Raw genomic sequence first — 24,705 nt, forward strand, 5'->3', positions numbered from 1 at the left:
ACTCCCTCCTACTCGATTTTTGATAAAGGCGGTTACCGACATGTCATTGATCAAGGTAACGAATCTGACAGCCTCTGAGAGCGGGTTCATTTGCATTTGTGGAACTGAAAGAAAATCATTTCTAGGAGGATGAAAGCGATGGAGATTGAGGTTGTAGATGATTGTGTGAACCGGTTCCTGTTAGGTGAAGCGGTTCACAAAAAAACAAATCGGTTGCCGGAGGTTTACCAATCTATCGACAGGTGCACGTAGCGATCCGCCTGCAAACGTATGCGCTTTTTCTGTATAGTTGGTTAATGACGTGTCAAAGTGCCAACTGATGGTTGCTTTTTTACGTTTTCTCCGGCGGTAAGGAGAAGACATGAGACTATCCTCGAAATATGAAACGATTCGGCGAATATTGTCCGACTTCAAGCAGCCCGAGTATCGGTATGCTCAGATTATGGACGCAATTTTCAAGCAAAACATCGGCGAATACGGACGGATGACTATACTGCCCAAATTTTTGCGCGACGAGTTGACCCGGATACTTGGTCCGAACGTCTGCAGCATCGTTCCGGTAAAGGAACTCACGTCGAACCAGGTCAGCAAGGTGCTGTTTACCATTGCGGGCGATGAACGCGTGGAGGCCGTACGACTTACATATGAGCGGGGGTGGAAATCGTATTGTATTTCCACGCAGTGCGGCTGCGGATTCGGGTGTAGGTTTTGCGCCACCGGTACCATCGGCCTGAAACGAAATCTGACTGCCGACGAAATTACCGACCAATTGCTACACTTTCGCTTGAACGGCCACGCCTTGGACAGCGTCTCATTCATGGGTATGGGGGAGGCGCTTGCCAACCCGCATATTTTTGATGCAATGACGATTTTGACCGACCCGCATCTCTTTGGTTTAGGACATCGACGAATTACGATTTCCACCATCGGCCTGTTGCCGGGGATCGACAAGCTGACACGGGAGTTTCCGCAGGTCAATCTAACCTTCTCGCTGCATTCGCCGTTTGACGATCAGAGAAGCGAGCTGATGCCGATCAACGACCGATTCCCAGTCCATGACGTGCTGAAGGCATTGGATCGTCATATCCAGCATACCGGGAGAAAGGTGTATATTGCGTATATTCTTCTTCGAGGAGTCAACGACTCGACGGCGCATGCGGAAGCAGTTGCTGAGTTGTTAAGGGGAAGGGGACCTGGGGAACATCTCTACCACGTTAACCTGATTCCATTCAATTCGACCGATGTTACGCTTGACAGCTATCGGCAATCTGATCCTAATCGGATGAAAGCGTTTGTTCGGATCTTGAAGTCAAAGGGTATCAGCATCACGGTCCGAACTCAATTCGGATCGGACATTAACGCAGCATGCGGTCAGTTATACCGCTCTAAATAATCGATGTCGGAAACTAAATTTATTAAGCCGGACGAAGCCGTCGAGGCTCCCAAACATCCTGGAGGCGCGGGCTCTTCCGGGACTTAGTGAGAATTGCCTAGCTTAAACAAAAAGAAGCGCCTCTGCCACGGCTGTAGCCGGAAGAGGGCGCTTCTTTTCATGATTCTTACAGTTTTTCACGTGCATGTTTAAGAGTTATCGAATTGGCAATGGCTGTCCACATATCAGTTGATTCAGAACCAATGTACCAGTACGCCAATCCACCAATTTGCCATTGCAGACTAGCTTGAGCTTTCAGCCCAATCGAACGGCTTTCTTCCAGCCAAATCGTGTGCGTGACGCCTTGCTTTTGATACGTCGAACGGTATTGTCCAACTTTATCGTCCCACACAGTTTTTGCTCTGTATTGCGAGAGCAACTGGTAAGACTCGGGGATGCTGATATCTGTCGATTTCAAAGACCCATTCGATTGGTACCAGTCGCGTGTGTAAAGAGGCATTCCGACGATCAGCTTTTGGGTCGGAACCTCGTCAAGCAGGTCGGTAATGACTTTCGTAAACCAAGGCAAGGATGCCACGGAGCCTGCTTTTGACCCGCCTACCCAATGCTCTTCATAGGCCATTACTACCAAATAATCCGCATACTTTGCTAATTTAGCAAAATCAAAAGGATCGCTCCAGTCTGAATCACCATCTGGCGGAATATCTACAGATAGGACAGCACCTTTTGCGTGAAGAGCAGTCGCGAGCTCCTGGATAAACAAGGTGAAGTTGTTGCGATCCGCAGGGGAGAACCCTTCAAAATCGATGTTAATCCCATCTAGCTGGTACTTATCAATGAATGAAGAAAGCTTTTGCACGGCTGCTTTTCGTTTAGTGGGATTGGACAGCATGTTGTGGGTAGCTTCGGGATCGAATTTATTCCCGAATAGCGGCCACACTTGCTTGCCATTCGCATGAGTCCACTGGACGAGTGAAGCATCCGTGATGTCACTGATCGTTCCATCTTTTTGCAGGAAGTACCAACGCGGTGACAGCGTGTTGACTCCGCTTTTCTTGACTTGTGCAATGAACTCCTCTGTCGTGGATTCATATTGCCATCCGAGAGAGACAAGCGGTTTTGCTGTAACGTTTTGCTTCTTCAGATTCTCCTGAATTCGATATAAAATAACAGCCGTTTCTTCTCTCGAAAGTGCTTGAGTCGGGCGGAAGTAGCCATTGTAGCCTACCAGCCATTTTTTCTGCATGGCGTGGCTGACGGAGGCGCGTGCCCAGCTCGAAATCGCATTGGCATCCTTCACGGGCAACTGGTAAGAAGACGAAATGCTCTGTTCCAGTGCACGTACAAGAAACGCAGCGGCCTCTTCGCGAGAGATCGTCCGCTTCGGAGCAAAAGCAGTAGGACTAATGCCATTCGCGATGTTAAGCCCAGAAGCAGCTTGTACATACCCGTATGCCCAAGAGTTTTTCGGGACATCCGAATAGGCTGCGACGTTGCTGACCACCGGTTTAATACCGAGCGTTCGTGTGAGCATCGCGACAAACTCAGCACGCGTCACCGGGCGAGTTGGGTGAAAATACCCGTTTTCATCCCCTGCGATGACACCTGCCGCATGTAGCGAACGTATTTGCTCTTTCGCATAGCTGTTTGCGATATCTTTTAAATTATTCGTCGATGCTGTGGATGCAGGGACTCCTATGGCAAAAGAGAGACCGTACACCAAAAAAGCTAAGGAGACTAACCAGATATGTAGGTTTTGTTTTTTCATCATACATCCAGTATAAGGAGAGAGAACCATTCTTTCATTGGTCAGATTTTGGTAGAAACCTTGCCGGGGTGCCCGAACTCTTTTGTTGGAAATGCGATATGATATGATGAAGGAATAAGAATAGAGAGAGTGAAGCGAGGCGGAGAGAAATGGAAGACGTACTGATTGTAGGCGGTGGGCCTTGTGGACTGGCAGCGGCAATTGCCTGCAAGCGAGCTGGACTTGATCCTATCATTATTGAAAAAGGGTCGCTTGTCCATTCGATTTATCGCTACCCGACCTATATGATTTTTCATAGCACACCTGATTTACTGGAGATTGGGGGCGTCCCTTTTGCAACGGCGAACGACAAGCCGACCAGACAGGAGGCACTCAATTACTATCGACTGGTAGCCGCGCGAGAAAAATTGCGTGTGAACGTATATGAGACGGTGACGGAAGCGAAGAAGACGCCAGCTGGCTTTCATGTCACGACAACGGACCGATTCGCCAACACACATACGTACGAAGCGAAAAGCTTGGTGATCGCCACAGGTTACTTTGACAATCCAAATCGGCTGGATGTACCAGGCGAGGAGCTGCCGAAGGTTTCGTCTTTCTACAAGGAAGCACATCCGTATACAGGGCTGAAAGTAGCGGTAGTAGGGGGTAACAACTCTGCCGTAGATGCGGCGATGGAGCTGGAGCGGGCAGGAGCAGAAGTAACGGTGATTTGCCGCCGAACGGAGCTCTCCGGCAAGGTCAAGGCATGGACAAGGCCTGTTTTTGAGAGTCTGATCAAAAAAGGACGCATCCACATGCTGTTCGGTGCAACAGTCGAGAGCATTGAGGAGCGTTCTATCAAGGTGAAAACAGGGGAGGAAGTCATTACCCTTGCCAATGATCATGTGTTTTCATTGATTGGATACCGTCCGGATCGTACCTTCCTTCATTCGTTAGGGGTTATGATTGACGAGGAAACGGGAATTCCGGCACATCATCCAGAGACGATGGTGACGAACATCCCAGGTCTCTATATAGCGGGAGTCATTGCGGCGGGCCAACACGCAAACGCCATTTTTATCGAAAATGGAAGGTTTCACGGTGAAGGTATCGCCCGCCACATTGCCTCTCAAAGGGAGCAGTAGCTGATAGTGATTAGAACTGCCACTCCAATTGTCTGCCTCCGATGAGGTGGTAGTGCAGATGGAAGACGGTTTGTTGACCGTGTTTGCCAATGTTGGTGACGATACGGAAGCCATCCTCGTTCACGCCCATTGTCTCTGCTACTTTTTGCAGCGACAGATGAAGGTGACCGATCAGCTCCTTGTCCTCAGGCTCGATAGCCAGAACGGATTGAATATGCTTTTTCGGAATCATCAGGACATGTACAGGGGCAACAGGATTAATGTCGTGAAAAGCCAGTACATGCTCGTCCTCATACACTTTTTTAGACGGAATGTCTCCGTTTACAATCTTGCAAAATAGGCAGTCCATAGGGCAATACATCCTTTCTAAAATGATAGATCGTAAAGCCTACTTCGTCATGCGAGTAGGCTTTCCCTGTTTTTTACCCTGGAAAAGTCCGCTCCAAAAACTGCAGAACCTCACGCCAAGAGTGCTCGGATGCGTAGGCGTTGTTTTTGGGCGTACCACCATTGAGCTGTATGCGGGTAGTTGGTATGTAAGGAAAGCGGATTCCGTGTCCTGTATCCGCATAACGCAAATGCACCACTGAATGAGCAAACTGATGATCCTTCAGCCGTTGCACCATATGCTCGCATTGCTCTGCTGCTGGCCACCAGTGATCGTCATCCGAGGAGAGGAAGAGGATCGGGCCATTAATTTTTTCCACCGGGATTTCGGCATCTTCTAACCAATCACAGGCAGCCCAGGCTTCGGCATGGATATGATCGATACGTAGACGTGCGTCGAGTCGCTCCTGCGAGACTTTTGTTTGATCCTCTGTCCATGGCACGAAAGGAAGTGGCTCACCTTGAAACGACCAAGAGGATTGTGGGGAGAACGTGTCTGATCCAGCGAATGCCTTATCCGTCCCGATATTGACAGTAGAGCTGGGACTCGAAGCAATAACAGCATGTACGTCTTGATCAATCGATGCTGTGACTAATGCCAATTCTGCTCCTTTGGAACGTCCGAATAACGTAATTTTATCAGGATGTACGGAGGGCTGCTGTTGTAGCCAATGAATGGCGTGTTGAACATATTCGATCGGGATCTGGCGAATATCGTCTGGAAGATCATTGCATTGGAAGTAAGCGAGTGCTAGCGCTGGATAGCCGTGAGAGGCGAACAAAGCAGCAAATTGGGAGCATGAGCCAATTCCGCCTTCACTACCACCTAGTACGACAATGGCGGGTTTTTGCTCTGTGTGGGGTTTTGAAAAATACAGACCGACTAGCCCATGGTCTGTCACTTTCTGTATCGATACGTCGCGGGAGACAAAAATACGTTTCACGACTGCTTTCGCTACGGGTTTATCGCATACCTCTGCCGTTAATTCTATCTCGGTGGAGCGTGGGGTGAACTGAAAATCGTCCAGAGAATAGGCATGATAGAAACGCATGGTCTGGACATTCATAGACCAGAACAGCCCCATCGGATCAATTCCCTCATAAGTACCAAACAAGGGGGCTTGAGAAACTAAATCGACTGAGCCATTTTCGTCCGCTTGAAAGATGGCATGTGATGATGCAGTCAAATCTCCTCCAGGCAACCCATTTTTCAGAGTGGCATGAAGGGTGATTAATTGATTCGGGACAAACCCGCTAAGTGTAATGTGGACGGGAACATCTATTAAGGCTGTAGCAGGCGTAACTTCAATTTGTGGAAGCATCATTTTAGTCAACACTCCTTCCAGATTAAGGGAACACTTGACAAAGTTATTATAGTAGAATGAATAAAAGTTCGATGAGACGAAATGTGACGGTATGGTTAACTTGACTTCTTGTATGGGGTGTAACTATAATCATTACAACGAAAGGGTGACAACGTATGAAAATCAGCAGCCGTTTCTCCATTGCGGTCCACATCTTATCACTGCTTTCCATTGATTCTAATTCGCATTGTACTTCCGAATGGATCGCGGGTAGTGTGAATACGAATCCGGTCGTGATCCGACGTGTGCTGGGCCTGTTGAAGAAGGCTGGGCTCGTGAACGTACGTGCCGGAGCTGGCGGCGCTTCTCTCGCCAAGGAACTGGATCAAATCACGCTTCTAGAGATTTACCGTGCAGTTGATGTCGTGGAAGAAGGGCAACTTTTTCACATCCATGAGCAACCGAATCCTGATTGTCCAGTGGGAGCGAATATACAGTTTGTGCTAGAGTTGATTTTGACCCGTGCGCAGCATGCCATGGAGGAGATTTTGGGCGGAGTGAAAATGTCCGAGCTCGTAGATAACCTACGTCAAAAAATAACAGAAAAAGCGCAGTAAGAAAAAAATGCCCTTGCGTATGCGAGGGCATTTTTGCGAGGAAGGAGTGCCAGCAACGTGTCGATTCCCGCCACCTGACGGGTGGGGAAGCTTGCACAACTTATCCAGACTGACGGACTATATTCTTTTCCTTCCAGCTATCTTTCTTCGATTGCGGCTTCATGAGAAAAAATCCTAATACGATTGCGATAGCGAAGAATATGGCGAAGAATCGGAAACCGTTGTTCGTTGCATAGATCAAGGCACTCTTTGATTGAGCGATTTCTCCCGTTCCCGTTTCGGAAAATAGCGGCAAGACGGATGAAGACTTGACGCTTAGCTGTACAACTACCAATGAAAGAGCTTGACTTATTGCCCGACACATTTCATAGACGGTCCAGAACATACCTGAAGCGGAGCCAGCGCGCTCTTGCGGAGCAGCAGATAGGACTGCTTTTGCGAGCGAAGGCCAGGACAGACCAGTGGCGGCGGATATGATAAGAAGCGGAATAATCACAGCCATGTTCGATAACTGAGAACCAAGTTGTCCAAGTAGCAGAAGGGCTAAGCCTATTAGGAATGATCCTAACAGAATCATACGCACGGGGCCAAAACGGTCGGCAAATTTACCGCCAAAGGGGGCCGTGAAGAGTTGGGGAATCGATAATGGGATCAATAACAATCCCGCTTCCAAAGGGCTTAAGCGATGTGCCCCTTGCAGATATAGCATCAGGAGAATGGTGACGGCGAAGTAACCAATGCAATAACTCATCGTGATTCCAAGACCAATCGAATAGTTTCGATAAGTGAAAAGGCTTAGAGGAAAAAGTGGATTTCGAACACGTAGTTCGATGAGTACGAATGCTATCCATAAAAGTAGAGCGGTTGCAAAGAGGCTAAGTGTGGGTACCGATGTCCAACCCCAAGACTGCCCCTCAGACAGTGCGACAAGCAGAGCGACTAAACCTGGTCCAAAGGTCAAAATCCCCGGCCAGTCAGTCTTGCCCTTTTCGATTGGGGTCGTGTTTTTGAGAACCAGGAGGCCAGAGATCAAACCAATGACTCCAGTGGGGACAGCTACAAAAAAGATGGATCGCCATCCGAAATCATCGATAAGCGCGCCTCCGATCACCGGACCGATGAGTGATCCAGTCACCCATGATATGTTGTTAATCCCGAGAGCGATTCCGAGCTGATTGGGTGGGAATGTCCGTATGAGGATTGGTGTTGCTGATGCCATTGCCATTGCCGCACCAGTTCCCTGAAGGAGTCGTGCACCGATCAGTGTTGCGCTTGAGTTCGCAAGTCCGCAAAGCGCAGTGGAAATCGTGAACAAGGTGAGCCCCCATAAAAAAATGTGCTTGGTTCCGAGCATATCCGACCAACGCCCAGCTGGAAGCAAAAATAATGTGCTCATGATGTAGAACGCGGTAATCGTCCACATACCGATGTTGATCGGAATACGCAAATCTTCCATGATAGCAGGAAGACCGATAACCACAATCGTTGCGTCTAAGTTAGTAATGAACGAAACAAGCGTGACCACAGATAAAACAGCCCATTTATTCGATTGTATGGGTCTCAATTTGTACACTCCTTTGCTTATTCATCCATGATCCATTTGCCGGATTTTTCACGAATCTGAGTCAAATGGGGCGGGCGTTTCTTTTTCATGATGAAGCAGCCAGCGTTTACGTGAAAGTCCTCCTCCGTACCCACCCAAATCACCATTGGAGTTGATGACACGGTGACAGGGGATGACGATTGCTAACTGATTCGCACCATTTGCTTGAGCGACAGCACGAAAGGCGCTTGGTTTCCCAATAGCTGCTGCAACCTCGGAATAGGATGAGGTTTGACCGGGGGGGATCGTTTGTAAATGCTCCCAGATCATTTTTTGAAAAGGCGATCCAACCATAAACAAAGGCGTTGCAAATTCTGTTAACTTTCCGTCAAAATACTCCATTAACTCACGTTCAATCGAACGAATTGGCGCTGTAGAACCAGGGATAATCGCTGACTTCGTTCTTTGTCTAAGACGTTCAACTTCTCGTTCCAAGCCGCGGCGATCTACGAATTCAAGTAGATATAGCGCTGCTTCATCCGCGATAGCTATCATGGGACCCAGTCGCGTATCCAGCCACGATGCCTTTAAGACATGATGATCTCCAAGAAGAGTAGGTGCTGCCCCCATAATTCGTGAAAATGCGTCTCGAAACCCACTGCTGGACTCGTATCCGGTGGATAGTTGGGCATCAATGATTGCTTTTCCTTCTCTGATTTCTTTCAGTGCAATTCCCATACGTCGCGCCCTTGCATATTCGACGAACGTCATGCCAAAACGTTTTTTGAATTGGCGTCGCGCTGTTGCAGCGTCCACGGATAATCTTTGAAAATCTTTTTCCGTCCAGCGCTGCTCGGGGTTTTCTTCTACAGCGCTAACTAGCAGACGCACAAGCTCTGAAACATGATTGGGATGTGAAAGTGGACGGCAGCGCTGGCAGGGCCGGAATGAGGCTAGAAGTGCTTGTTTGGCATGATCAAAAAACTCACAATTAATAAACTTAGGTTTTCTAGCTGGACATGTCGGGCGACAGAATACGCCAGTTGTCTTGACTCCAACAAAAAAGACACCTTCATATTCTGAGTTTTTATCCAGTAACGCCTGATAATACTCGGACTTCATCTCGGCCCTTATCATTCTTTTCCCCCTCGATTATTATGTTTTCATTTTATCGCTCACCAAAAATGACTGCAGCCGAAAATCGTACATTGATTTTTTTAGGCGAAGACAAGACTCGGCGGGAAGTTTTAGGAGAAACGGATAGTTCGTAGAAATACCATCTCTGACGCTCATGGATAGGATTTAAGCTGGAATTAGCCTGAAAATATAGATATAATAAACGTATTCAGAAATATGCGATAAACCGACAACGGCGTCGGTTGCGTATGGAAATGATGAGCAGTTGGCACGTCCGTTCAATGGTGATCGGGAGGTGGAGTATTGCGTCAGCATTATCGAGTCATCATCATAGACGACGACCCCATAACGCGTATGGACCTGGTCGAGATGTTGCAAGAGCAGGGATATAACGTCGTAGCTGAAGGAAAAAACGGCAAAGAGGCCGTTCGATTGACGCAAAAGTGGAATCCGCATCTCATTATTATGGATGTCAAAATGCCAATTATGGACGGTTTGACAGCGACTGGGATTATCCGAGAGCATTCGGACGCGGCTATCCTTCTCTTGACTGCTTACAGTCAAAAGGACATGGTCATGCAAGCCAAAGCGAAAGGGATATGTGCCTATCTGGTCAAACCCGTCATGGAGGAAGAACTGCTACCGGCAGTGGAGTTCGTGCTTACGGGCAAACAATGAACGCAAAAAAGTGAATCGTAGGAAGAGCAACGGCGCTTGGACCAAGGCGAGCATTTCGTCTTATGTTTCGAAGCGCTTTTTTACGTTCCATGAGATAGAGTTTACGGAAAGTTGAAAAGAAAGTGAGTGAAGCTAGAGATGAAATTGGCTTGCGTTGTACGTAAACAGCATTACCAGTTTACTTCGGTTCGTGATGTATTGGCTAAAGCGAGTGAAGAAAAGTCTGGCGATCACATGAGTAAACTAGCAGCCAATTCCGCACTGGAGCGGATGGCGGCCAAAGTCGTATTAAGTGAAATGCAACTTCGTGATATATATGAAAATCCAGTCATTCCGTACGAAAAAGACGAAGTGACACGGATCATTTATGATGATATCAATCTCTCCATTTACAATGAGATTAAAAATTGGACAGTAGGGGAGCTACGGGAGTACATCTTGTCGTTTTCCACAGGAATACCTGAGCTCACAAGAATTAGCCGTGGACTCACAAGCGAGATGATTTCCGCTACCGCCAAGCTGATGTCCAGCATTGACTTAGTCATGGCTTCCCAAAAAATGAAGCATCAAGCGTACTGCAACACACTGATTGGCGAGCCGGGAAGACTGGCGTTCCGTTGCCAGCCGAATCACCCAATCGATGATCCCGATGGCATTTTGGCTTCGATGAAGGAAGGCTTGTCATACGGATCTGGCGACGCTGTTATTGGAATTAACCCCAATAATGATTCCGTTGAAAGCGTTACCAAGCTCTTGAAAATGACACATGATTTCATGCAAAAGTGGGAAATTCCTACGCAAAACTGCGTTCTGGCTCACATCACGACACAGATGCAGGCTCTTCGCGGCGGAGCGCCCATTTCTCTGATGTTCCAAAGTCTGGCAGGTTCACAAAGAGCGAATGATGCGTTTGGCGTGAACAAGGAGATTTTGGATGAGGCAATGGATTTGATGCTTCGAAAAGGCACGGCGTCGGGACCAAACGTCATGTATTTTGAGACAGGGCAAGGCTCCGAAGTGTCACTGGACTCCCATGAAGGCGTCGATATGCAGACGCTAGAAGCCCGTACGTACGGTTTTTGCCGTCACTGGAAGCCGTTTATGGTCAATAACGTCTCTGGCTTTATCGGACCAGAAACACTTTATGATGGCAGACAGATGATTCGTGCTGATCTGGAGGACTTGTTTATGGGCAAGCTGCATGGTTTGCCGATGGGAATCGCTCCGACTTATACGAATCACATGTATGCGGATCAGAATGACCAGGAAATTGCAGGGATGCTGACGACCTTGGCAGGGGCGAATTTTTATATGGGCGTACCAGGTGGGGACGACGTCATGCTCAGTTACCAAGACACGAGCTACCACGATGACGCCAGCTACCGCGAGCTCTTGGGACTGCGACCTCTCCGGGAATTCGAGAAATGGTTGGAAAAAATGGGCATTATGGAAAATGGTCGTTTGACAGAGCGTGCAGGCGATTTAACCATTTTTGACTAACGAGCGGGGAGGTAAGCCAGATGAAACAGATCAATATGGACGACTTGGTTCAGCGCGTAATCGATGAGCTGTCCAAAATAGGGCAGGGCGTAATTGATTTTCCTGAGCAAAAGCAATGCGGGGTAAAGAACCCCAACAATCCAGAAGCATTGGAGCAAGCGATGAAGCGAACGCCGGCTCGTATCGGAATCGGTAGAGCGGGTACCCGAATGAAGACGGGTAGCTATCTGCAATTTCGCATAGATCAGGCAGCGGCTCGCGATGCGGTCATGAAAACAATCAGTCCGGAACTGATCGAGAGCTTGCAGCTTCCTGTTCTCCATTCAAGAGCGACGAGCATGGAGGAGTATTTAATGAACCTCGACTCGGGCCGGATGTTATCGGATGAATCCGCTCGTTGGCTGGAGCAGAATGGGGATAAAGGAAAAGATGTTCAAATCGTCATTTCGGACGGACTCAGCACCTCGGCGTGTGAGGCGACGATTCCAGACTTGCTGCCTGCGTTAATCCAAGGTCTTTCCTTGAGAAACATCAGTGTAGGAAAGCCAGTATTCATTAACAAAGGTCGCGTCTGGATTCAAGATCAGGTCGCGTCCATCGTAAATTGCAAGGTCGTCATCTCCTTGATCGGGGAAAGACCGGGACTTGCAACGGCAGAAAGTCTCAGTGCTTACATGATTTACAAACCGGATGCCAATACGGTAGAATCAGATCGTACGGTTATTTCTAATATTCATAAGGGTGGCACGCTACCGATTGAGGCAGGTGCGTACCTTGCAGAGCTTTTGGAGGAAATTTTGAAGTACCAGGCGAGCGGTGTGAAATTATCACAGCTTCGGGTGAATAACGGGTAGATTCCCACTGGCGCTTCCTCCTGTCTTGCACTAGAATACATAGAAGATAACCAATTTCTATGAGGAGTTGCTACGCATGACGGAGCCAAACCAAAACGAAAAAGAAACCACTGAGCAAAAGCCTGGGAAGATCAGCCTGCAAGAGGCGATGAAGCGCAAAATGGCGGAGAAAAAACAAGCGCAAGCACAAGCTAATAATCCGTTGAATCAAAAGGCGCAAAATCAGAGCATGAAAAGCCAGCTCACCAAAAAACCAAACAATCAACGCAGACGTATGGGCGTATAGTTTCGAATGAAGCAAGGCAAAAAGGGAATGTGCAGCAAGTTTAGGCTGCAGGTTCTCTTTTTTGTATGATCATTGATCCGGAATGCTCTTCAAATTGTTAAAAAGTATCGATGAACCAACAAAGCTAGTGAGAAGAAAAAGCACAGGGCTCGTAGACCTTGACAACGCCTACCCAGTCGGAACTTCAAAAAGGGGACCATGCTTGTCGAACACTTCTTCCTCGAGAATCTTCCGCCTGTAGGGTGGCTTTGGCTCGACGGTCCCCTTGTTGAAGTGGAGACGGACAGTCAATCCCCCTGCTGGCGTGTCAGAGTCGAAGAGAACTGTGCTTTTTCTTCTCCTCCACAATGTTGACCCAAACCAAATGGGGGCAAACCATGAAGGTAGAACGGCTACTCGCTATTGTTATCATGCTGTTGAATAAGCGCCGTGTGAGCGCTCGTGAACTATCCGATCACTTTGAAGTATCCTTGCGTACGGTCTATCGGGATTTGGAAACCATTAACGCAGCCGGAATTCCGATTGTAGCGTACCCTGGGGCAAGCGGCGGTTACGAGATCATGGAGAATTTTACGATCGATCGGCAATACTTATCCTTGGACGAGCTGGTTGCGGTTATCGCTGCGCTAAAAGGCGTTCATTCCTCCACAGACGATAAGCAAATCGGACAGCTTTTGGAAAAAATAAAAGCGTTGCTCATCACCGCACCATCCTCTCTGCAAGGAAGTGCACATCCCGTTATTTACGACTTCAATCCGTGGGGCAGTACACCGGCAATCGCCGAAAAAGTAAACAGGCTGAGGGAAGCCATCGAGAAGAGACTTCGTGTGCGGATCACCTATACGAAAATGCAAGGCGATGCGACAGAGCGCACCATTGAGCCTGTAAAACTGATTATCAAAGGGTATGTGTGGTACGTGTATGGCTATTGTTTACAGCGCCAGGAGGATCGTCTGTTTCGCTTGTCACGGATTGCAGACATGTCTGTGCTTACAGAGGAGTTTTCGCCACGCCCGTATCAACAAGCAGATAAGCTGGAATGGCTCGAAGAATGGGATACGTCAGAGCGAATTTCACTTGTCCTCCAATTTTCTTCGAGGGTACATGTAAGGGTACGGGATATGTTTGCGCCAGAAGCGATAGAGACCATGCAGGATGGCTCGATACTAGTACGAACGATGATGACAGACGATGAGTGGTTAAACGGCATGCTGCTTAGCTTTGGCGATACCTTGTTTGTACATGAGCCTGAGCATGTGAGGGAACGAATGAGGGATACAGTAAAAAGAATGACAAAACTTTATGAATGAGTGTTGAAACGTTGACAGATAGTTGTCAAGGTAAGGTCATTATACTAAGTCATGTAAGCAATCTCTTACAGGAGCGTGGTTAATGATGAACCCAACGATTGTCAAACTGGATGAAATGCGTGTAGCAGGCTTGCAAATTCGAACAACCAATGAGGCGGAATGCGGACCGAATCCGAAAATTGGGGATCTATGGCGACGCTATTATCAAGAAGAGCATCCCTTCAAAACTCCCCATCAAAAAGAGCCGGGTGTTGTTCTGGGTGTGTATTCCGATTACGACAGTGACGAGACAGGCGAGTACGCCTTGTTAGTAGGAACCGTTGTAGAAAAGAACGGTGAGCTTCCTGCTGAGCTCACGGTCAAGACTCTACCGGCTTCTACCTATGCCGTATTTACGACGCGCGTAGGCCCGATGGTAGAGGTTGTGATGGAAGCGTGGGCGAAGGTGTGGGAGTGGTCCCATCAACCGGGGAACAAGCGGACATTTACCGGAGATTTCGAACGATATGACGGAGTGCGCTGCGCTGATCCCGACAACGCGCAAGTAGATTTGTACATCGCGATCTCAGAAGAATAATGGTGCAGCAAATCATACAAACAGTTGTAGTCGATCAGGCTACGACTGTTTTGCTTTTTTCCATGATTTCTTCACAAGTTTCGATTACTCTAGAGAGAGAGTGGTAGAGGGGAGTCATACAGACGGATGGATTGGATAACGAATGTAGAAGCCCTGGCAGAGTGGATTCGCTCTTTAGGGATGCTGGGGATTATCGGTAGTATCGTATTGAACATCGTGATTAGTGTGGCAGGTGTACTGCCGTCCATTTTTTTATCGGGTGCGAATGCGGTCGTGTTTGGCTTGTACGGAGGGTTCTTGATTTCCTTAACGGGAGAGGTGGTTGGTGCTTGTATTGCCTTCTTTCTTTACCGCTACACGATCAAAAAAGCAGATCGGCGCGAAAAACTGAAATCGTTCAAATGGGTACATGCCATCAATGGAACGACGAGTTTTCGCAAATGTCTTGCCATCGTTTTGCTCCGGTTGAATCCGATGATGCCTTCCGGTGTGATCAATTTAGGTGCGGCTTTGACGAATATCACCTTCGTGCAATTTTTAGTAGCGACCTTAATTGGAAAAGTGCCGTCGATGGTTTTTGAAACATTCGTCGGTCATGATCTGATTACTTTTAGTGAAAACAAGTTTCGCTTGCTCTTTGCCTTGCTGGCAGGTGCTCTCGTCTTTTTGCTTTTCTGGAAAAAAGGAAAGGATCAAATACAAGAGGAGTAGGGGGGATTCATATGTCTACCATTTTGCTAGTCGATGATGAGCCGCAAATCTTAGAAATATTGTCCTCCTATCTGCAAAAGGAAGGCTATCATGTTCTGACCGCCCAAACAGGCAAGGAAGCAGTGGAAATGGCCACGACAATTTCATTGACCTGTATCATTTTGGACCTGATGCTACCTGATCTGAGCGGGGAAGAGGTCTGCGTCCAAATTCGCAAAGAGTCTCGTGTCCCGATCTTGATGTTAACGGCGAAAAGTGGAGAGGCGGATCGAATTCGCGGGCTTACGATTGGCGCTGATGACTATTTAATCAAGCCCTTTAGCCCGAGAGAACTCGTAGCGCGTGTTCGAGCCGTCATGCGTCGTGCGGGCGATTATTCAACACTCTCCGATTTCATCGAGGTGGGAGACTTGACCATATCGATGAATGAGAAGAGAGTCACGAAAAATGGAGTCGCTTTGGAGGTTACGCCAAATGAATACCGCTTGCTCACAACGCTTGTCCGTTATCCAGGGAGAACGTGGGGCAGGGAGGAGCTCGTGCGTGAGGTCATGGGTTTTGATTTCGAAGGATACGACCGAACCATTGATACGCATATCAAAAATCTTCGCCAAAAGATAGAGGTAGACCCGAAGCAACCTGAATATATCAAGACGGTGTATGGATTGGGATATCGCTTTGACGATCCCATGAAGAAGTGAGGCCACGATGAAGCATATTTGGGTAAAGCTCGCCTTTGTGATCATGACAGTCGGCGCATGCGCTGTTCTTTTCTCCTCGTTGTTGTCCGTAAAGGAAATGGATGTTCATTTTTCCATGTATGCCAATGAAGTGAGAAATCAGCATAACCAAGAAATATCGCGTGTCGCACTCCAGGCGTATCAGGACAGTCAAGGCTGGGGAGCGGAAGCCTATCATAAGCTTGAAGCGGTTTCTGAGGTCTTGGGATTGCATATCACTCTCCTCGATCAACAGCAACAAGTGCAAAACGAATGGGGTAAGCCGCGAGTCCATACGAGCAATTACAGTGTAGACAAGATTCCCCTTGTCAGTAAGGGAGTCAAGATCGGGCAACTGGTAATTAGCCACGATGATCGGAGTGCGTATATGACCTTGGAAAGTCATTTCCAATGGGCGCATAAAAACACGACGTTGTGGACGATGGCTGTGCTGCTCATCTTGGTCATTATCATCAGCATACCGCTCGCTCGGACCATGGTGCGTACCGTCGTCCAAGTGAGTACGGCAGCGCAACGAGTCGCGCGAGGCAATCTGTCGATACGCGTCCCGGAGCCTCGTGGCAAGGATGAAGTTACGTCATTGGTCGCTGCTTTTAACAACTTGGTCAAAAGTCTTGAGCATCAGGAGGAGCTGCGCAAGCGACTGACCTCCGATATTGCCCATGAATTGCGAACACCACTGAACACCCTGCTAGCGCAAGTAGAGGGGATGATCGACGGCATATGGGAAGCAACTCCCAAAAATCTCGAAAGCACAAGGTCAGAGGTACTGCGTTTGAGCCGTCTCGTCCGCGATTTAGATCAGGTGATTCAGGTGGAGTCGGGTTCCTTGCAAATGCGCAGTGAAGAGGTAGAACTACGAGAGGTTGTCAAAGAAGTCACTGAGTCAATGAGTGCTACGTTTGCCCGTGCACAAATGAATTTTCACTTCAAAGGAGATCACGCTGTTTGGATCAAAGGGGACAGGCAGAGACTGGCGCAAATTGTGGCCAATTTGTTGACGAATGCCTGCAAGCATACGCCAGCGGGTGGAGAAGTCGTAGTCACAGTAGACAAATCGAGTACGATGGTCCGGTTGCAAGTGAAGGACAGCGGCACAGGCATCGATCAAAAGGACCTCCCGTACGTCTTTGAGCGTTTTTATCGGGGAGATCGCTCGCGAGCAAGGGAACGCGGTGGAGCAGGATTGGGGTTGACGATTGTGAAAGGGATCGTGGAGGCACACAAGGGAATCATCTCGTTGGATAGCAGAGTGGGTGAGGGAACGACCATCACGATTGTGTTTCCACCACGAGCTCATGAAGGCGAAAAGTAAGCCTAAACCGTATCGTTCTCGCTGCACATCGTTTATGATTAGGAAGAGAATTTGAATATTCGATACAAAGAGGGAGAGCACATGTTTGATTGGACTACCATGGGAGCATTTTTGGCTGTTGTGATCGGCCTCTTTTTAATTCCGGGACCCGCTGTCCTGTTAACTGCGACGCGTACCGTGCAGGGAGGACGTAAAGCAGGGATTATGGCAGGGCTGGGCATTGCCACCGGCGACTTCATTCATACGATTTTTGCTGCGGTTGGTTTATCCGCGATTTTGATGACATCTGCATGGGCATTCAATCTCGTAAAATTTGCGGGAGCGGCTTACTTGGTCTATTTAGGAGTTCGGGCCATGCTTGAAAGACCAGTTGACCCAGAGCTGCCAAAAGTAACACCGTTGCCGCCGCTTCAATCGTATGGGCAAGCCATCCTCGCAGAAGTTCTGAATCCGAAGACGGCGTTGTTCTTTCTGGCGTTTCTGCCGCAATTCGTACATCCGGAGCGTGGAGCAGCCATTCTTCAATTCCTTGTCCTGGGACTGATTTTCGCCATCTTGGGGTTCTTTTACACTGCGTTGATTGCGATCAGTATCAGACCGTTGGGGCATCTGGTGAAACGAATTTCCTGGCTGGGTCGCTGGAGTGGCAAGATCGTAGGTTCTGTTTACATCGTATTAGGATTAAAAGTTGCGCTGCAAGAGAGATAAGGTATGAGTCGGGGAGTCAGTCTTCCCGGCTTTTTTTATTGCTTGATTACTGGTGTAAGGTACTTTTTAGTGCCTATGATACTTGAAAGTACGTACTTCCTATCAAGTGAGGCATGAGACATAATAGCATTCAGATCCAACATATTCGCCAATCATGATAAGTAAGGGCCCTGCTTTGTGAATGGCAAGAAAAATTAAGGGAGGATACAACTCAGATGAGCACGATTACATCCAACGTAAAGCAGCAAACAGCTGATGCGAAAAACTCCACTCTTGCTTTACTTGCTCTCGCAATCAGCGCATTTGGTATCGGGACTACTGAATTTGTTATCGTCGGTTTGTTGTCTACAGTCGCACAGGATTTGAAAGTAACCATCACCTTAGCTGGACTTCTTATTTCTGGATATGCATTAGGCGTAGCTATTGGAGCGCCGATTATTACAGCACTCACAAGTCGAATTCCACGCAAAGCGCTGCTCATGCTTTTGATGATTGTCTTTGCTGTCGGAAACAGTGCGGCAGCCTTGTCGAGTAGCTTTGCGATATTAATTATTGCCCGTTTCTTTACTGCGTTTTCTCATGGGGTATTTTTCTCTATCGGTTCGACGATTGCAGCCGATCTGGTGCCAGAAAACAAGCGTGCCAGCGCGATTGCGACGATGTTTACGGGTCTGACAGTTGCAACCGTTACAGGTGTACCTTTGGGAACGTTTATTGGACAAATGTTTGGATGGAGAGCGACTTTTTGGGGAGTTGCCATTCTTGGCGTGATTGCCCTTATCTCGACAGCGATTCTGGTACCAAGCAATTTGAAGAAAGCCAAGCCTGCTTCTATTAAAGACCAAGTGAAAATAATCACAAATTTGCCACTGTTGCTTGTCTTTGCGATTACGGCACTTGGCTACGGCGGTACCTTTGTAACCTTTACGTTCTTAGGTCCGATTCTGGAAGAAATCACAGGTTATCAGGCGAGTGCCGTCAGTCTGATACTTCTCGTGTATGGGATTGCGGTAGCGATTGGAAATACGGTCGGGGGAAAAGCAGCTGACAAGAATCCGATAAAAGCGCTGCGCTGGATGTTCATCATTCAGGCGATCATTCTGATCATCTTAACATTTACCGCTCCTCTTAAATGGGTGGGAACGCTCACGATAATGTTGATGGGCCTCTTGGCTTTCATGAACGTACCGGGCTTACAGGTATATGTCGTGCAGTTGGCTGAAAAATACGTGCCTAGTGCTGTTGATGTTGCTTCTGCCATTAACATTGCTGCTTTCAATCTCGGCATTGCGATTGGAGCCTTCGTGGGAGGAATCATCGTCGATACCATTGGCCTGATTCATACGCCATGGGTCGGCGGAGTGATGGTATTAGGTGCAGCATTACTCACGTTGATCAGCAGCAAGCTGGAAAAAACTCGTCGTTAATCGTTCAAAGAGGGCGGATACGGTGACGGCTTTCGGTACGAATGTGCAGGATTTTCAAATCGGGGATGATGTCTTCTTTCGCCCAGAACTGCAAATAGAAGGGAAATACCCAGATGAAATTGTTGTTCCGGCGAATATCGTAGCCCCGATGCCACGTGGTTTGTCGTATGCTGAAGCGGCATCATTTCCGTTGGTCGGACTAACGGTTTGGCAGAGGCATTGGTGGAGGTAGGGAAGGTGCAAGCGGGAGATAAAGTCCTGGTGTTGGGGGAAGCGACGGGCTATCAACCGAGCCCGTTGCTGTTTTCATAAAAAAGCCAGCATGACGGTGTAGGTACCTTCGCTGGTAAGCGCCAGCTTCATCTCTTTCGAATCACAGCCCCCTGCAGAACAAAGGTAATCCCTAAAATTCCTACGATGGCAAGCAGGCGGATAAAACCGTTGGAGACAAAAAGATTGACACAGATCAGCCCAATTATGATCAGAATAAGCAAAATCACCGTTTTCCCCGACATATACGTATGCCCCTTTCCTCAGACAAAATGAGTGGTCTCGTCAAATCGGAATAGGCGGGTAGTTCCATGGCGTATGTAATTTGACTTTGTGGTTGTCAGAATCTTCTGTTCATCATCTGAATACCTACTATTGTAACGAATACAATCGTGGAAGAAAAGGCGGGTTCACGTGAAAAAACTCCCTTCTGTCATCGCCAGGTGCTCACCTGTACGCTTGAGAGGGAGTTTTTGCTTGTGATCGTGGTACACTCGTTACTTCGTCGCTAGCTGACGCTCCGTTGTCTGCTGCTTCAACGGCTGTCCGGCCAATTGTGATCGTTTGGATCGAATCAGGATGGCAGTAATCAACAGCGCAATGCCATTGATGATAAAGACGAAGCGAATCGGGATGAGTCCCCCGAGAAATCCGCCAATGATTGGCCCCATCATCGTCGCAAGCTGCGTCGACGATTGGTTCAGGCTAAACGCTCTGCCACGAAATTCTGGTTCCGTAACTTTTACAATCATGGCGTTGATCGATGGATAAACAGCGGCAAAAAACAGTCCGTACGCGAATCGCAAAATGCCAAATCCGTACAGATTGGTGAAGAAAAATTGCAGTAAATTTCCGATGGCTCCACCCATTAAGCCGATAAACAAGATTTTGGAATAGCCGACCTTAGTCCCGAGCTTTCCCCACTGTGGAGCAGCAATGACTGTCGCGATTCCTACTGCCGCAAAAATGATGCCGGAGCTGAGGGATGCGTCTTGCTGCGAAGCGCCCAATTGCATGACATACACCGTTAATAAAGGTTCAAGAAGCATAACGGAAATCGTGACCATCAAGCTCATACCTAGTATGGACATCAACGGGCGGTTTGCCATCGCAGCGCGCAAATCTTCGCGTACACTCGAGCGGCTGCCGGAGCGGTTCAAGTTCGTTTCCTTCACGAAGAAAGTAGCGATCAGCGCTGCTACGAGCACGACAAATCCTGAAAAAATGAAAGCTTCCGCGTTTCCCCACACATGACTGACGACACCGCCAACCAACGGACCGATGATTCCTCCTGTTGCACCCGAAGTCGCCATAATCCCCAGTGCGTACCCGACGTTTTTTTCTGGTGTATTCGTCGCTACCAACGCAATGGCGGCAGGTACGTAGCCGGCAAGCAAGCCCTGGAAGATCCGTAACACAAGAAACAAATAGGGGTCCGTAATCAAGTAGGTCAAGAAGTACAACAAAGCGAGGCTAAATCCAGAGCGAATCAACATAGGCTTTCGTCCATATTTGTCCGCAAGAGAGCCCCAAAATGGCGAGATGAGTGCACTTGCTAAAAACGTAATGCCAAACGAAATGCCGGACCAGGCTTCCAGATGCTCATTGACCCCCAGTGAAGTATGGAGGAAGATGGGCAGGAAAGGGATGGAGATGGAGTAGGCGGTGCTACAGAAAAATACCCCAATCCATAACACAATCAAATTACGTTTCCATGAAAATTCCATCTTTCTGTCACAACCTTTGCAGTTAAAAAGCAGGAATATTGTTACTGATCATTCTAGCACTGCATTTTCAGGCTTACCAATTCGGAAATATGATCGGACTATTGCAAAAATGAAATAAGAGGAAATCTTGACGTTTTTGCAGGATTGAGCATTCCGGCCGATAGCGCTATCATAAAGAAACAGACTGAATTTTCTAACAACTAAGAAGAGCTGTCCAATTACGTAAGGAAAGGTGGTTGTGAACATGGCCAAAGATTGGAAGGATGAGGGACAAGTAGCCCCTGCTGTATCCAGGCGAAAGTTCCTGCAAAGAACAGCGATGCTTGGTCTCGCTGCAGCTGTACCGGGTTCGTTTTTGGCAGCAGGCTCTGCCACGGGACAGGAAGCGAGCGAAGGAAAGAAGCCAAAGCTTGCGGGTGGTACGATTGTCGATGTTCCTGGCGTCAAAGTCGGACAAGTCCAAAATGAGGAAGCCTTGACGGGCTGTACAGTGATCGTGCTGGAAAAAGGCTCATCGTGTGGGGTTGATGTACGAGGTTCTGCACCTGGGACACGAGAAACGGATTTGTTGAATCCGATCAATTCTGTCCAGGAGGTCAATGCTGTCGTTTTAACAGGGGGCAGTGCCTATGGCTTGGATGCGGCAAGCGGTGTCATGCGGTATATGGAAGAACAGGGGCAAGGCTACAATGTTGGGGTGGGCGTCGTTCCCATCATTCCAGCTGCGGTTATTTTTGATTTATCGATCGGCAGTGCCAAAATCCGTCCGGATCAACAAATGGGCTACGAGGCTGCTCGTCTTGCCAGCAAACAGCCAGTCCAGCAAGGAAATGTTGGGGCAGGGACGGGTGCGACAGTTGGAAAAATGGCTGGGATGAAGCGAGCGATGAAGGGTGGGCTTGGAACAGCTTCTCGCCGTTTGCCAAATGGTCTCGTGGTAGGTGCAATCGTAGCGGTGAACGCCGTCGGAGAAGTGAGGTTACCCTCCACAGGAGAAATTTTGGCAGGAGCGAGGGGGGAGGATGGCAATATCCGCGATAGCTTGTCCTGGATGATCGATGCTGCAACACCCCCGGTTCCGTCAGGGACGAACACTACCATCGCAGTGGTCGCGAGCAACGCGAATTTGAATAAAGTACAAGCGAATAAAGTCGCGCAAATGGCGCATAATGGACTCGCAAAAACGATTCATCCGGTTCACACGATGAGTGATGGAGATACGATTTTTGCCATCGCCACAGGGGGCGTGGATGCTTCGGTCAATCTCGTCGGGACGCTAAGTGTAGAAGTGCTGGCGGAAGCCGTCGTCAATGCGATCCTTTCTGCCAAAGGAGCGGGTGGGGTACCTGCTTATCAAGATTTACGCTGAGTGATTTCCGGTTCGAGCCTCTTATTCCTTGATGGATAAAGGGTTTCGAACCGTTTTTTATGCGAATGTGCTCCGCGAAGAAAAAAATTCCAATAAAGCATCGATATAAAAAGCAAATCCATATATAATGAAAATGATTTTCAAAATCAAATACATGATTGATGTTGTTCTTGAGAGAGAGGAGTTGCTGCTTCAATGCTTCGCAGATTTTTTTCTTACTATCGGCCTTATCGTGGATTATTCATCCTCGACTTCACGTGTGCAGTATTCGTTGCCTTGTTGGAGTTGGGATTTCCGCTTGCAGTGAACATGGTTGTCGATCAATTACTTCCTAGTAAGGATTGGAACATGATCGTGTGGGCGTGCATTGGACTTTTGGCTTTGTATGGTCTTAACTCCGGGATGAACTATGTCGTCACATACTGGGGACATATGCTTGGAATTAATATCGAGACGGATATGCGGAAGAAGCTGTACGACCATATTCAAAAGCTCTCTTTCCGCTTTTTCGATAATACTAAGACGGGGCATCTGCTATCTCGCCTAACGAATGACTTGATGGAGATCGGGGAGGTCGCTCACCACGGTCCGGAAGATTTATTTATCGCCGTGATGACGCTGATCGGTGCATTTCTATTGATGTTTAATATTAATGAAGAAATGGCGATACTTACGTTTTTGGTGATTCCGCTCTTGATATTCTTCGTTGTTTACTTCAACCGTAAAATGACGGGAGCGTTCCATCGTCTGTACGGCGACATGGCGGATTTCAACGCACGTGTGGAGGACAACGTAGGCGGAATGCGTGTCGTACAAGCTTTTGCCAACGAGCAATTTGAAAACAAAAGATTCGCAGAGAACAACCAGCGTTTCCGCATCACCAAGCTGTTGTCCTACAAAATCATGGCCCAGAATATTTCTGTCAGTTACGTGCTGATGCGTTTAGTCAATTTGTTTGTCCTGATTTGCGGCAGCTGGTTTGTTATTCAAGGTGAATTGACCTACGGTGAATTTGTCGCTTTCTTACTGTTAACGAATGTGTTTTTCCGTCCGTTGGAGAAAATTAATGCGATTATCGAGAGTTATCCAAAAGGGATTGCAGGCTTTAAGCGCTACATCGAAATCATGGACACAGCACCGGATATTGCGGATGCTCCAGATGCGATCCAGGTAGAATCATTGAAGGGCGATATCTCCTACAAGAATGTTTCGTTTAGCTACGACCAAGAGTCTTCTGTTTTGCAAAACATTGATTTGAACATCCGGGCGGGCGAGACAATTGCGTTTGTAGGCCCTTCTGGAGCAGGAAAAACCACATTGTGCAGTCTCTTGCCGAGATTTTATGAGATCGGTGGGGGCAGCATCACCATTGATGGAATGGATATTCGCCAAATCACGTTAGCATCATTGCGCAGCCAAATCGGGATCGTTCAGCAAGATGTGTTCCTCTTTTCAGGGACGATTCGCGAAAATATCATGTATGGAAAACTAAACGCCTCAGAGGAAGAGATCTGGGAGGCAGCGCGTCTGGCTAAACTAGAAGAGTTTATCCGTTCTCAGCCTGCTGGTCTGGAGACGATCATTGGTGAACGGGGAGTTAAATTGTCCGGTGGTCAAAAACAAAGGCTGGCGATTGCGCGCATGTTCTTGAAAAACCCGCCGATCCTGATTTTGGATGAAGCTACTTCTGCACTTGATACCGAAACGGAGGCGGCGATCCAGCAGTCCTTGCAGGAATTGTCCAAAGGCCGTACGACTTTAGTGATCGCCCACAGATTGGCTACCATTAAAAATGCAGATCGAATCATCGTTGTAACGGAACAAGGTATTACCGAGCAAGGAAGTCATGATCAGCTCTTGGCTCGTGAAGGCCTCTATAGCAGACTGTATCAAGCACAGTTCGGCACGTACCTCGACCAGTCAAACAGCGTCTTTTCTTGATAATGAATAGAGAGGG

23 protein-coding genes are annotated in these 24,705 nt (G+C 48.1%); 17 read left to right on the plus strand and 6 right to left on the minus strand.

Annotation, left to right across the window (positions count from 1 at the left end; genetic code table 11):
* Positions 1 to 361 precede the first annotated feature (361 nt).
* Positions 362 to 1,393 carry a Cfr family 23S rRNA (adenine(2503)-C(8))-methyltransferase gene (locus C7R92_RS08075; RefSeq protein ID WP_106833853.1) on the plus strand — a complete coding sequence of 344 codons (1,032 nt, stop codon included), beginning with the start codon at positions 362 to 364 and terminating at the stop codon, positions 1,391 to 1,393.
* Between the two features lie 166 nt (positions 1,394 to 1,559).
* On the opposite strand, the gene C7R92_RS08080 is transcribed toward C7R92_RS08075, so the two are convergent.
* Positions 1,560 to 3,164 (minus strand): glycosyl hydrolase family 18 protein, encoded by a 1,605-nt coding sequence (locus tag C7R92_RS08080; protein WP_244195690.1) that lies wholly within the window; start codon positions 3,162 to 3,164, stop codon positions 1,560 to 1,562.
* 146 nt (positions 3,165 to 3,310) lie between these two features.
* On the opposite strand from C7R92_RS08080, the gene C7R92_RS08085 reads away from it, so the two are divergent.
* Entirely contained in the window at positions 3,311 to 4,288 is a 978-nt protein-coding gene (locus C7R92_RS08085; protein ID WP_106833854.1) for a YpdA family putative bacillithiol disulfide reductase, read from the plus strand.
* 10 nt (positions 4,289 to 4,298) lie between these two features.
* On the opposite strand, the gene C7R92_RS08090 is transcribed toward C7R92_RS08085, so the two are convergent.
* Together C7R92_RS08090 and C7R92_RS08095 are read right to left on the minus strand one after the other, a co-directional pair.
* The gene (locus C7R92_RS08090; RefSeq protein WP_007727375.1) at positions 4,299 to 4,637 is read right to left on the minus strand and encodes a histidine triad nucleotide-binding protein; all 339 of its coding nucleotides are present in this window, start codon (positions 4,635 to 4,637) and stop codon (positions 4,299 to 4,301) included.
* Between the two features lie 73 nt (positions 4,638 to 4,710).
* The gene (locus C7R92_RS08095; protein ID WP_106833855.1) at positions 4,711 to 6,000 is read right to left on the minus strand and encodes an acyl-CoA thioesterase/bile acid-CoA:amino acid N-acyltransferase family protein; all 1,290 of its coding nucleotides are present in this window, start codon (positions 5,998 to 6,000) and stop codon (positions 4,711 to 4,713) included.
* Between the two features lie 155 nt (positions 6,001 to 6,155).
* On the opposite strand from C7R92_RS08095, the gene C7R92_RS08100 reads away from it, so the two are divergent.
* On the plus strand, positions 6,156 to 6,596 hold the full coding sequence (locus C7R92_RS08100; RefSeq protein ID WP_012686286.1) for an Rrf2 family transcriptional regulator: 441 nt from the start codon (positions 6,156 to 6,158) through the stop codon (positions 6,594 to 6,596).
* A gap of 100 nt (positions 6,597 to 6,696) precedes the next feature.
* On the opposite strand, the gene C7R92_RS08105 is transcribed toward C7R92_RS08100, so the two are convergent.
* Both C7R92_RS08105 and C7R92_RS08110 read right to left on the minus strand, forming a co-directional pair.
* Complete coding sequence (locus tag C7R92_RS08105) at positions 6,697 to 8,160, minus strand: DHA2 family efflux MFS transporter permease subunit (RefSeq protein WP_106833856.1); 1,464 nt, start codon at positions 8,158 to 8,160, stop codon at positions 6,697 to 6,699.
* A gap of 48 nt (positions 8,161 to 8,208) precedes the next feature.
* On the minus strand, positions 8,209 to 9,276 hold the full coding sequence (locus C7R92_RS08110) for a bifunctional transcriptional activator/DNA repair enzyme AdaA (RefSeq protein ID WP_106833857.1): 1,068 nt from the start codon (positions 9,274 to 9,276) through the stop codon (positions 8,209 to 8,211).
* Between the two features lie 303 nt (positions 9,277 to 9,579).
* Here C7R92_RS08110 and C7R92_RS08115 point away from each other — a divergent pair, with 303 nt between their 5' ends.
* From C7R92_RS08115 to C7R92_RS08175, 12 genes are all read left to right on the plus strand, one after another.
* Positions 9,580 to 9,954 carry a response regulator gene (locus C7R92_RS08115; RefSeq protein ID WP_106833858.1) on the plus strand — a complete coding sequence of 125 codons (375 nt, stop codon included), beginning with the start codon at positions 9,580 to 9,582 and terminating at the stop codon, positions 9,952 to 9,954.
* Positions 9,955 to 10,092: 138 nt separating this feature from the next.
* Positions 10,093 to 11,454 carry an ethanolamine ammonia-lyase subunit EutB gene (locus C7R92_RS08120; RefSeq protein ID WP_106833859.1) on the plus strand — a complete coding sequence of 454 codons (1,362 nt, stop codon included), beginning with the start codon at positions 10,093 to 10,095 and terminating at the stop codon, positions 11,452 to 11,454.
* A gap of 20 nt (positions 11,455 to 11,474) precedes the next feature.
* On the plus strand, positions 11,475 to 12,308 hold the full coding sequence (eutC, locus tag C7R92_RS08125) for an ethanolamine ammonia-lyase subunit EutC (protein WP_106833860.1): 834 nt from the start codon (positions 11,475 to 11,477) through the stop codon (positions 12,306 to 12,308).
* Positions 12,309 to 12,384: 76 nt separating this feature from the next.
* Positions 12,385 to 12,594 carry a hypothetical protein gene (locus tag C7R92_RS08130; protein ID WP_007727355.1) on the plus strand — a complete coding sequence of 70 codons (210 nt, stop codon included), beginning with the start codon at positions 12,385 to 12,387 and terminating at the stop codon, positions 12,592 to 12,594.
* Between the two features lie 377 nt (positions 12,595 to 12,971).
* Positions 12,972 to 13,904 carry a helix-turn-helix transcriptional regulator gene (locus tag C7R92_RS08140; protein ID WP_106833861.1) on the plus strand — a complete coding sequence of 311 codons (933 nt, stop codon included), beginning with the start codon at positions 12,972 to 12,974 and terminating at the stop codon, positions 13,902 to 13,904.
* Positions 13,905 to 13,986: 82 nt separating this feature from the next.
* Positions 13,987 to 14,481 carry a GyrI-like domain-containing protein gene (locus tag C7R92_RS08145; protein ID WP_106833862.1) on the plus strand — a complete coding sequence of 165 codons (495 nt, stop codon included), beginning with the start codon at positions 13,987 to 13,989 and terminating at the stop codon, positions 14,479 to 14,481.
* A gap of 126 nt (positions 14,482 to 14,607) precedes the next feature.
* On the plus strand, positions 14,608 to 15,192 hold the full coding sequence (locus C7R92_RS08150) for a TVP38/TMEM64 family protein (RefSeq protein ID WP_106833863.1): 585 nt from the start codon (positions 14,608 to 14,610) through the stop codon (positions 15,190 to 15,192).
* Positions 15,193 to 15,203: 11 nt separating this feature from the next.
* The gene (locus C7R92_RS08155) at positions 15,204 to 15,893 is read left to right on the plus strand and encodes a response regulator transcription factor (protein WP_007727348.1); all 690 of its coding nucleotides are present in this window, start codon (positions 15,204 to 15,206) and stop codon (positions 15,891 to 15,893) included.
* A 7-nt stretch (positions 15,894 to 15,900) separates the two neighbouring features.
* On the plus strand, positions 15,901 to 17,247 hold the full coding sequence (locus C7R92_RS08160) for a HAMP domain-containing sensor histidine kinase (RefSeq protein WP_106833864.1): 1,347 nt from the start codon (positions 15,901 to 15,903) through the stop codon (positions 17,245 to 17,247).
* Between the two features lie 81 nt (positions 17,248 to 17,328).
* On the plus strand, positions 17,329 to 17,955 hold the full coding sequence (locus C7R92_RS08165; RefSeq protein WP_069845222.1) for a LysE family translocator: 627 nt from the start codon (positions 17,329 to 17,331) through the stop codon (positions 17,953 to 17,955).
* A gap of 215 nt (positions 17,956 to 18,170) precedes the next feature.
* On the plus strand, positions 18,171 to 19,382 hold the full coding sequence (locus C7R92_RS08170; protein WP_069845221.1) for an MFS transporter: 1,212 nt from the start codon (positions 18,171 to 18,173) through the stop codon (positions 19,380 to 19,382).
* A 22-nt stretch (positions 19,383 to 19,404) separates the two neighbouring features.
* Positions 19,405 to 19,614 carry an MDR/zinc-dependent alcohol dehydrogenase-like family protein gene (locus tag C7R92_RS08175; RefSeq protein ID WP_244195691.1) on the plus strand — a complete coding sequence of 70 codons (210 nt, stop codon included), beginning with the start codon at positions 19,405 to 19,407 and terminating at the stop codon, positions 19,612 to 19,614.
* Positions 19,615 to 20,149: 535 nt separating this feature from the next.
* On the opposite strand, the gene C7R92_RS08180 is transcribed toward C7R92_RS08175, so the two are convergent.
* Entirely contained in the window at positions 20,150 to 21,379 is a 1,230-nt protein-coding gene (locus C7R92_RS08180; protein ID WP_069845219.1) for an MFS transporter, read from the minus strand.
* A gap of 244 nt (positions 21,380 to 21,623) precedes the next feature.
* Between C7R92_RS08180 and C7R92_RS08185 the strand changes: the two genes are divergently transcribed.
* Together C7R92_RS08185 and C7R92_RS08190 are read left to right on the plus strand one after the other, a co-directional pair.
* Entirely contained in the window at positions 21,624 to 22,748 is a 1,125-nt protein-coding gene (locus C7R92_RS08185) for a P1 family peptidase (protein ID WP_208636190.1), read from the plus strand.
* 195 nt (positions 22,749 to 22,943) lie between these two features.
* Complete coding sequence (locus C7R92_RS08190) at positions 22,944 to 24,689, plus strand: ABC transporter ATP-binding protein (protein WP_106833865.1); 1,746 nt, start codon at positions 22,944 to 22,946, stop codon at positions 24,687 to 24,689.
* Positions 24,690 to 24,705: the final 16 nt, after the last annotated feature.

This window comes from Brevibacillus porteri (genome assembly GCF_003013475.1).
Classification (GTDB): Bacteria; Bacillota; Bacilli; order Brevibacillales; family Brevibacillaceae; genus Brevibacillus; species Brevibacillus porteri.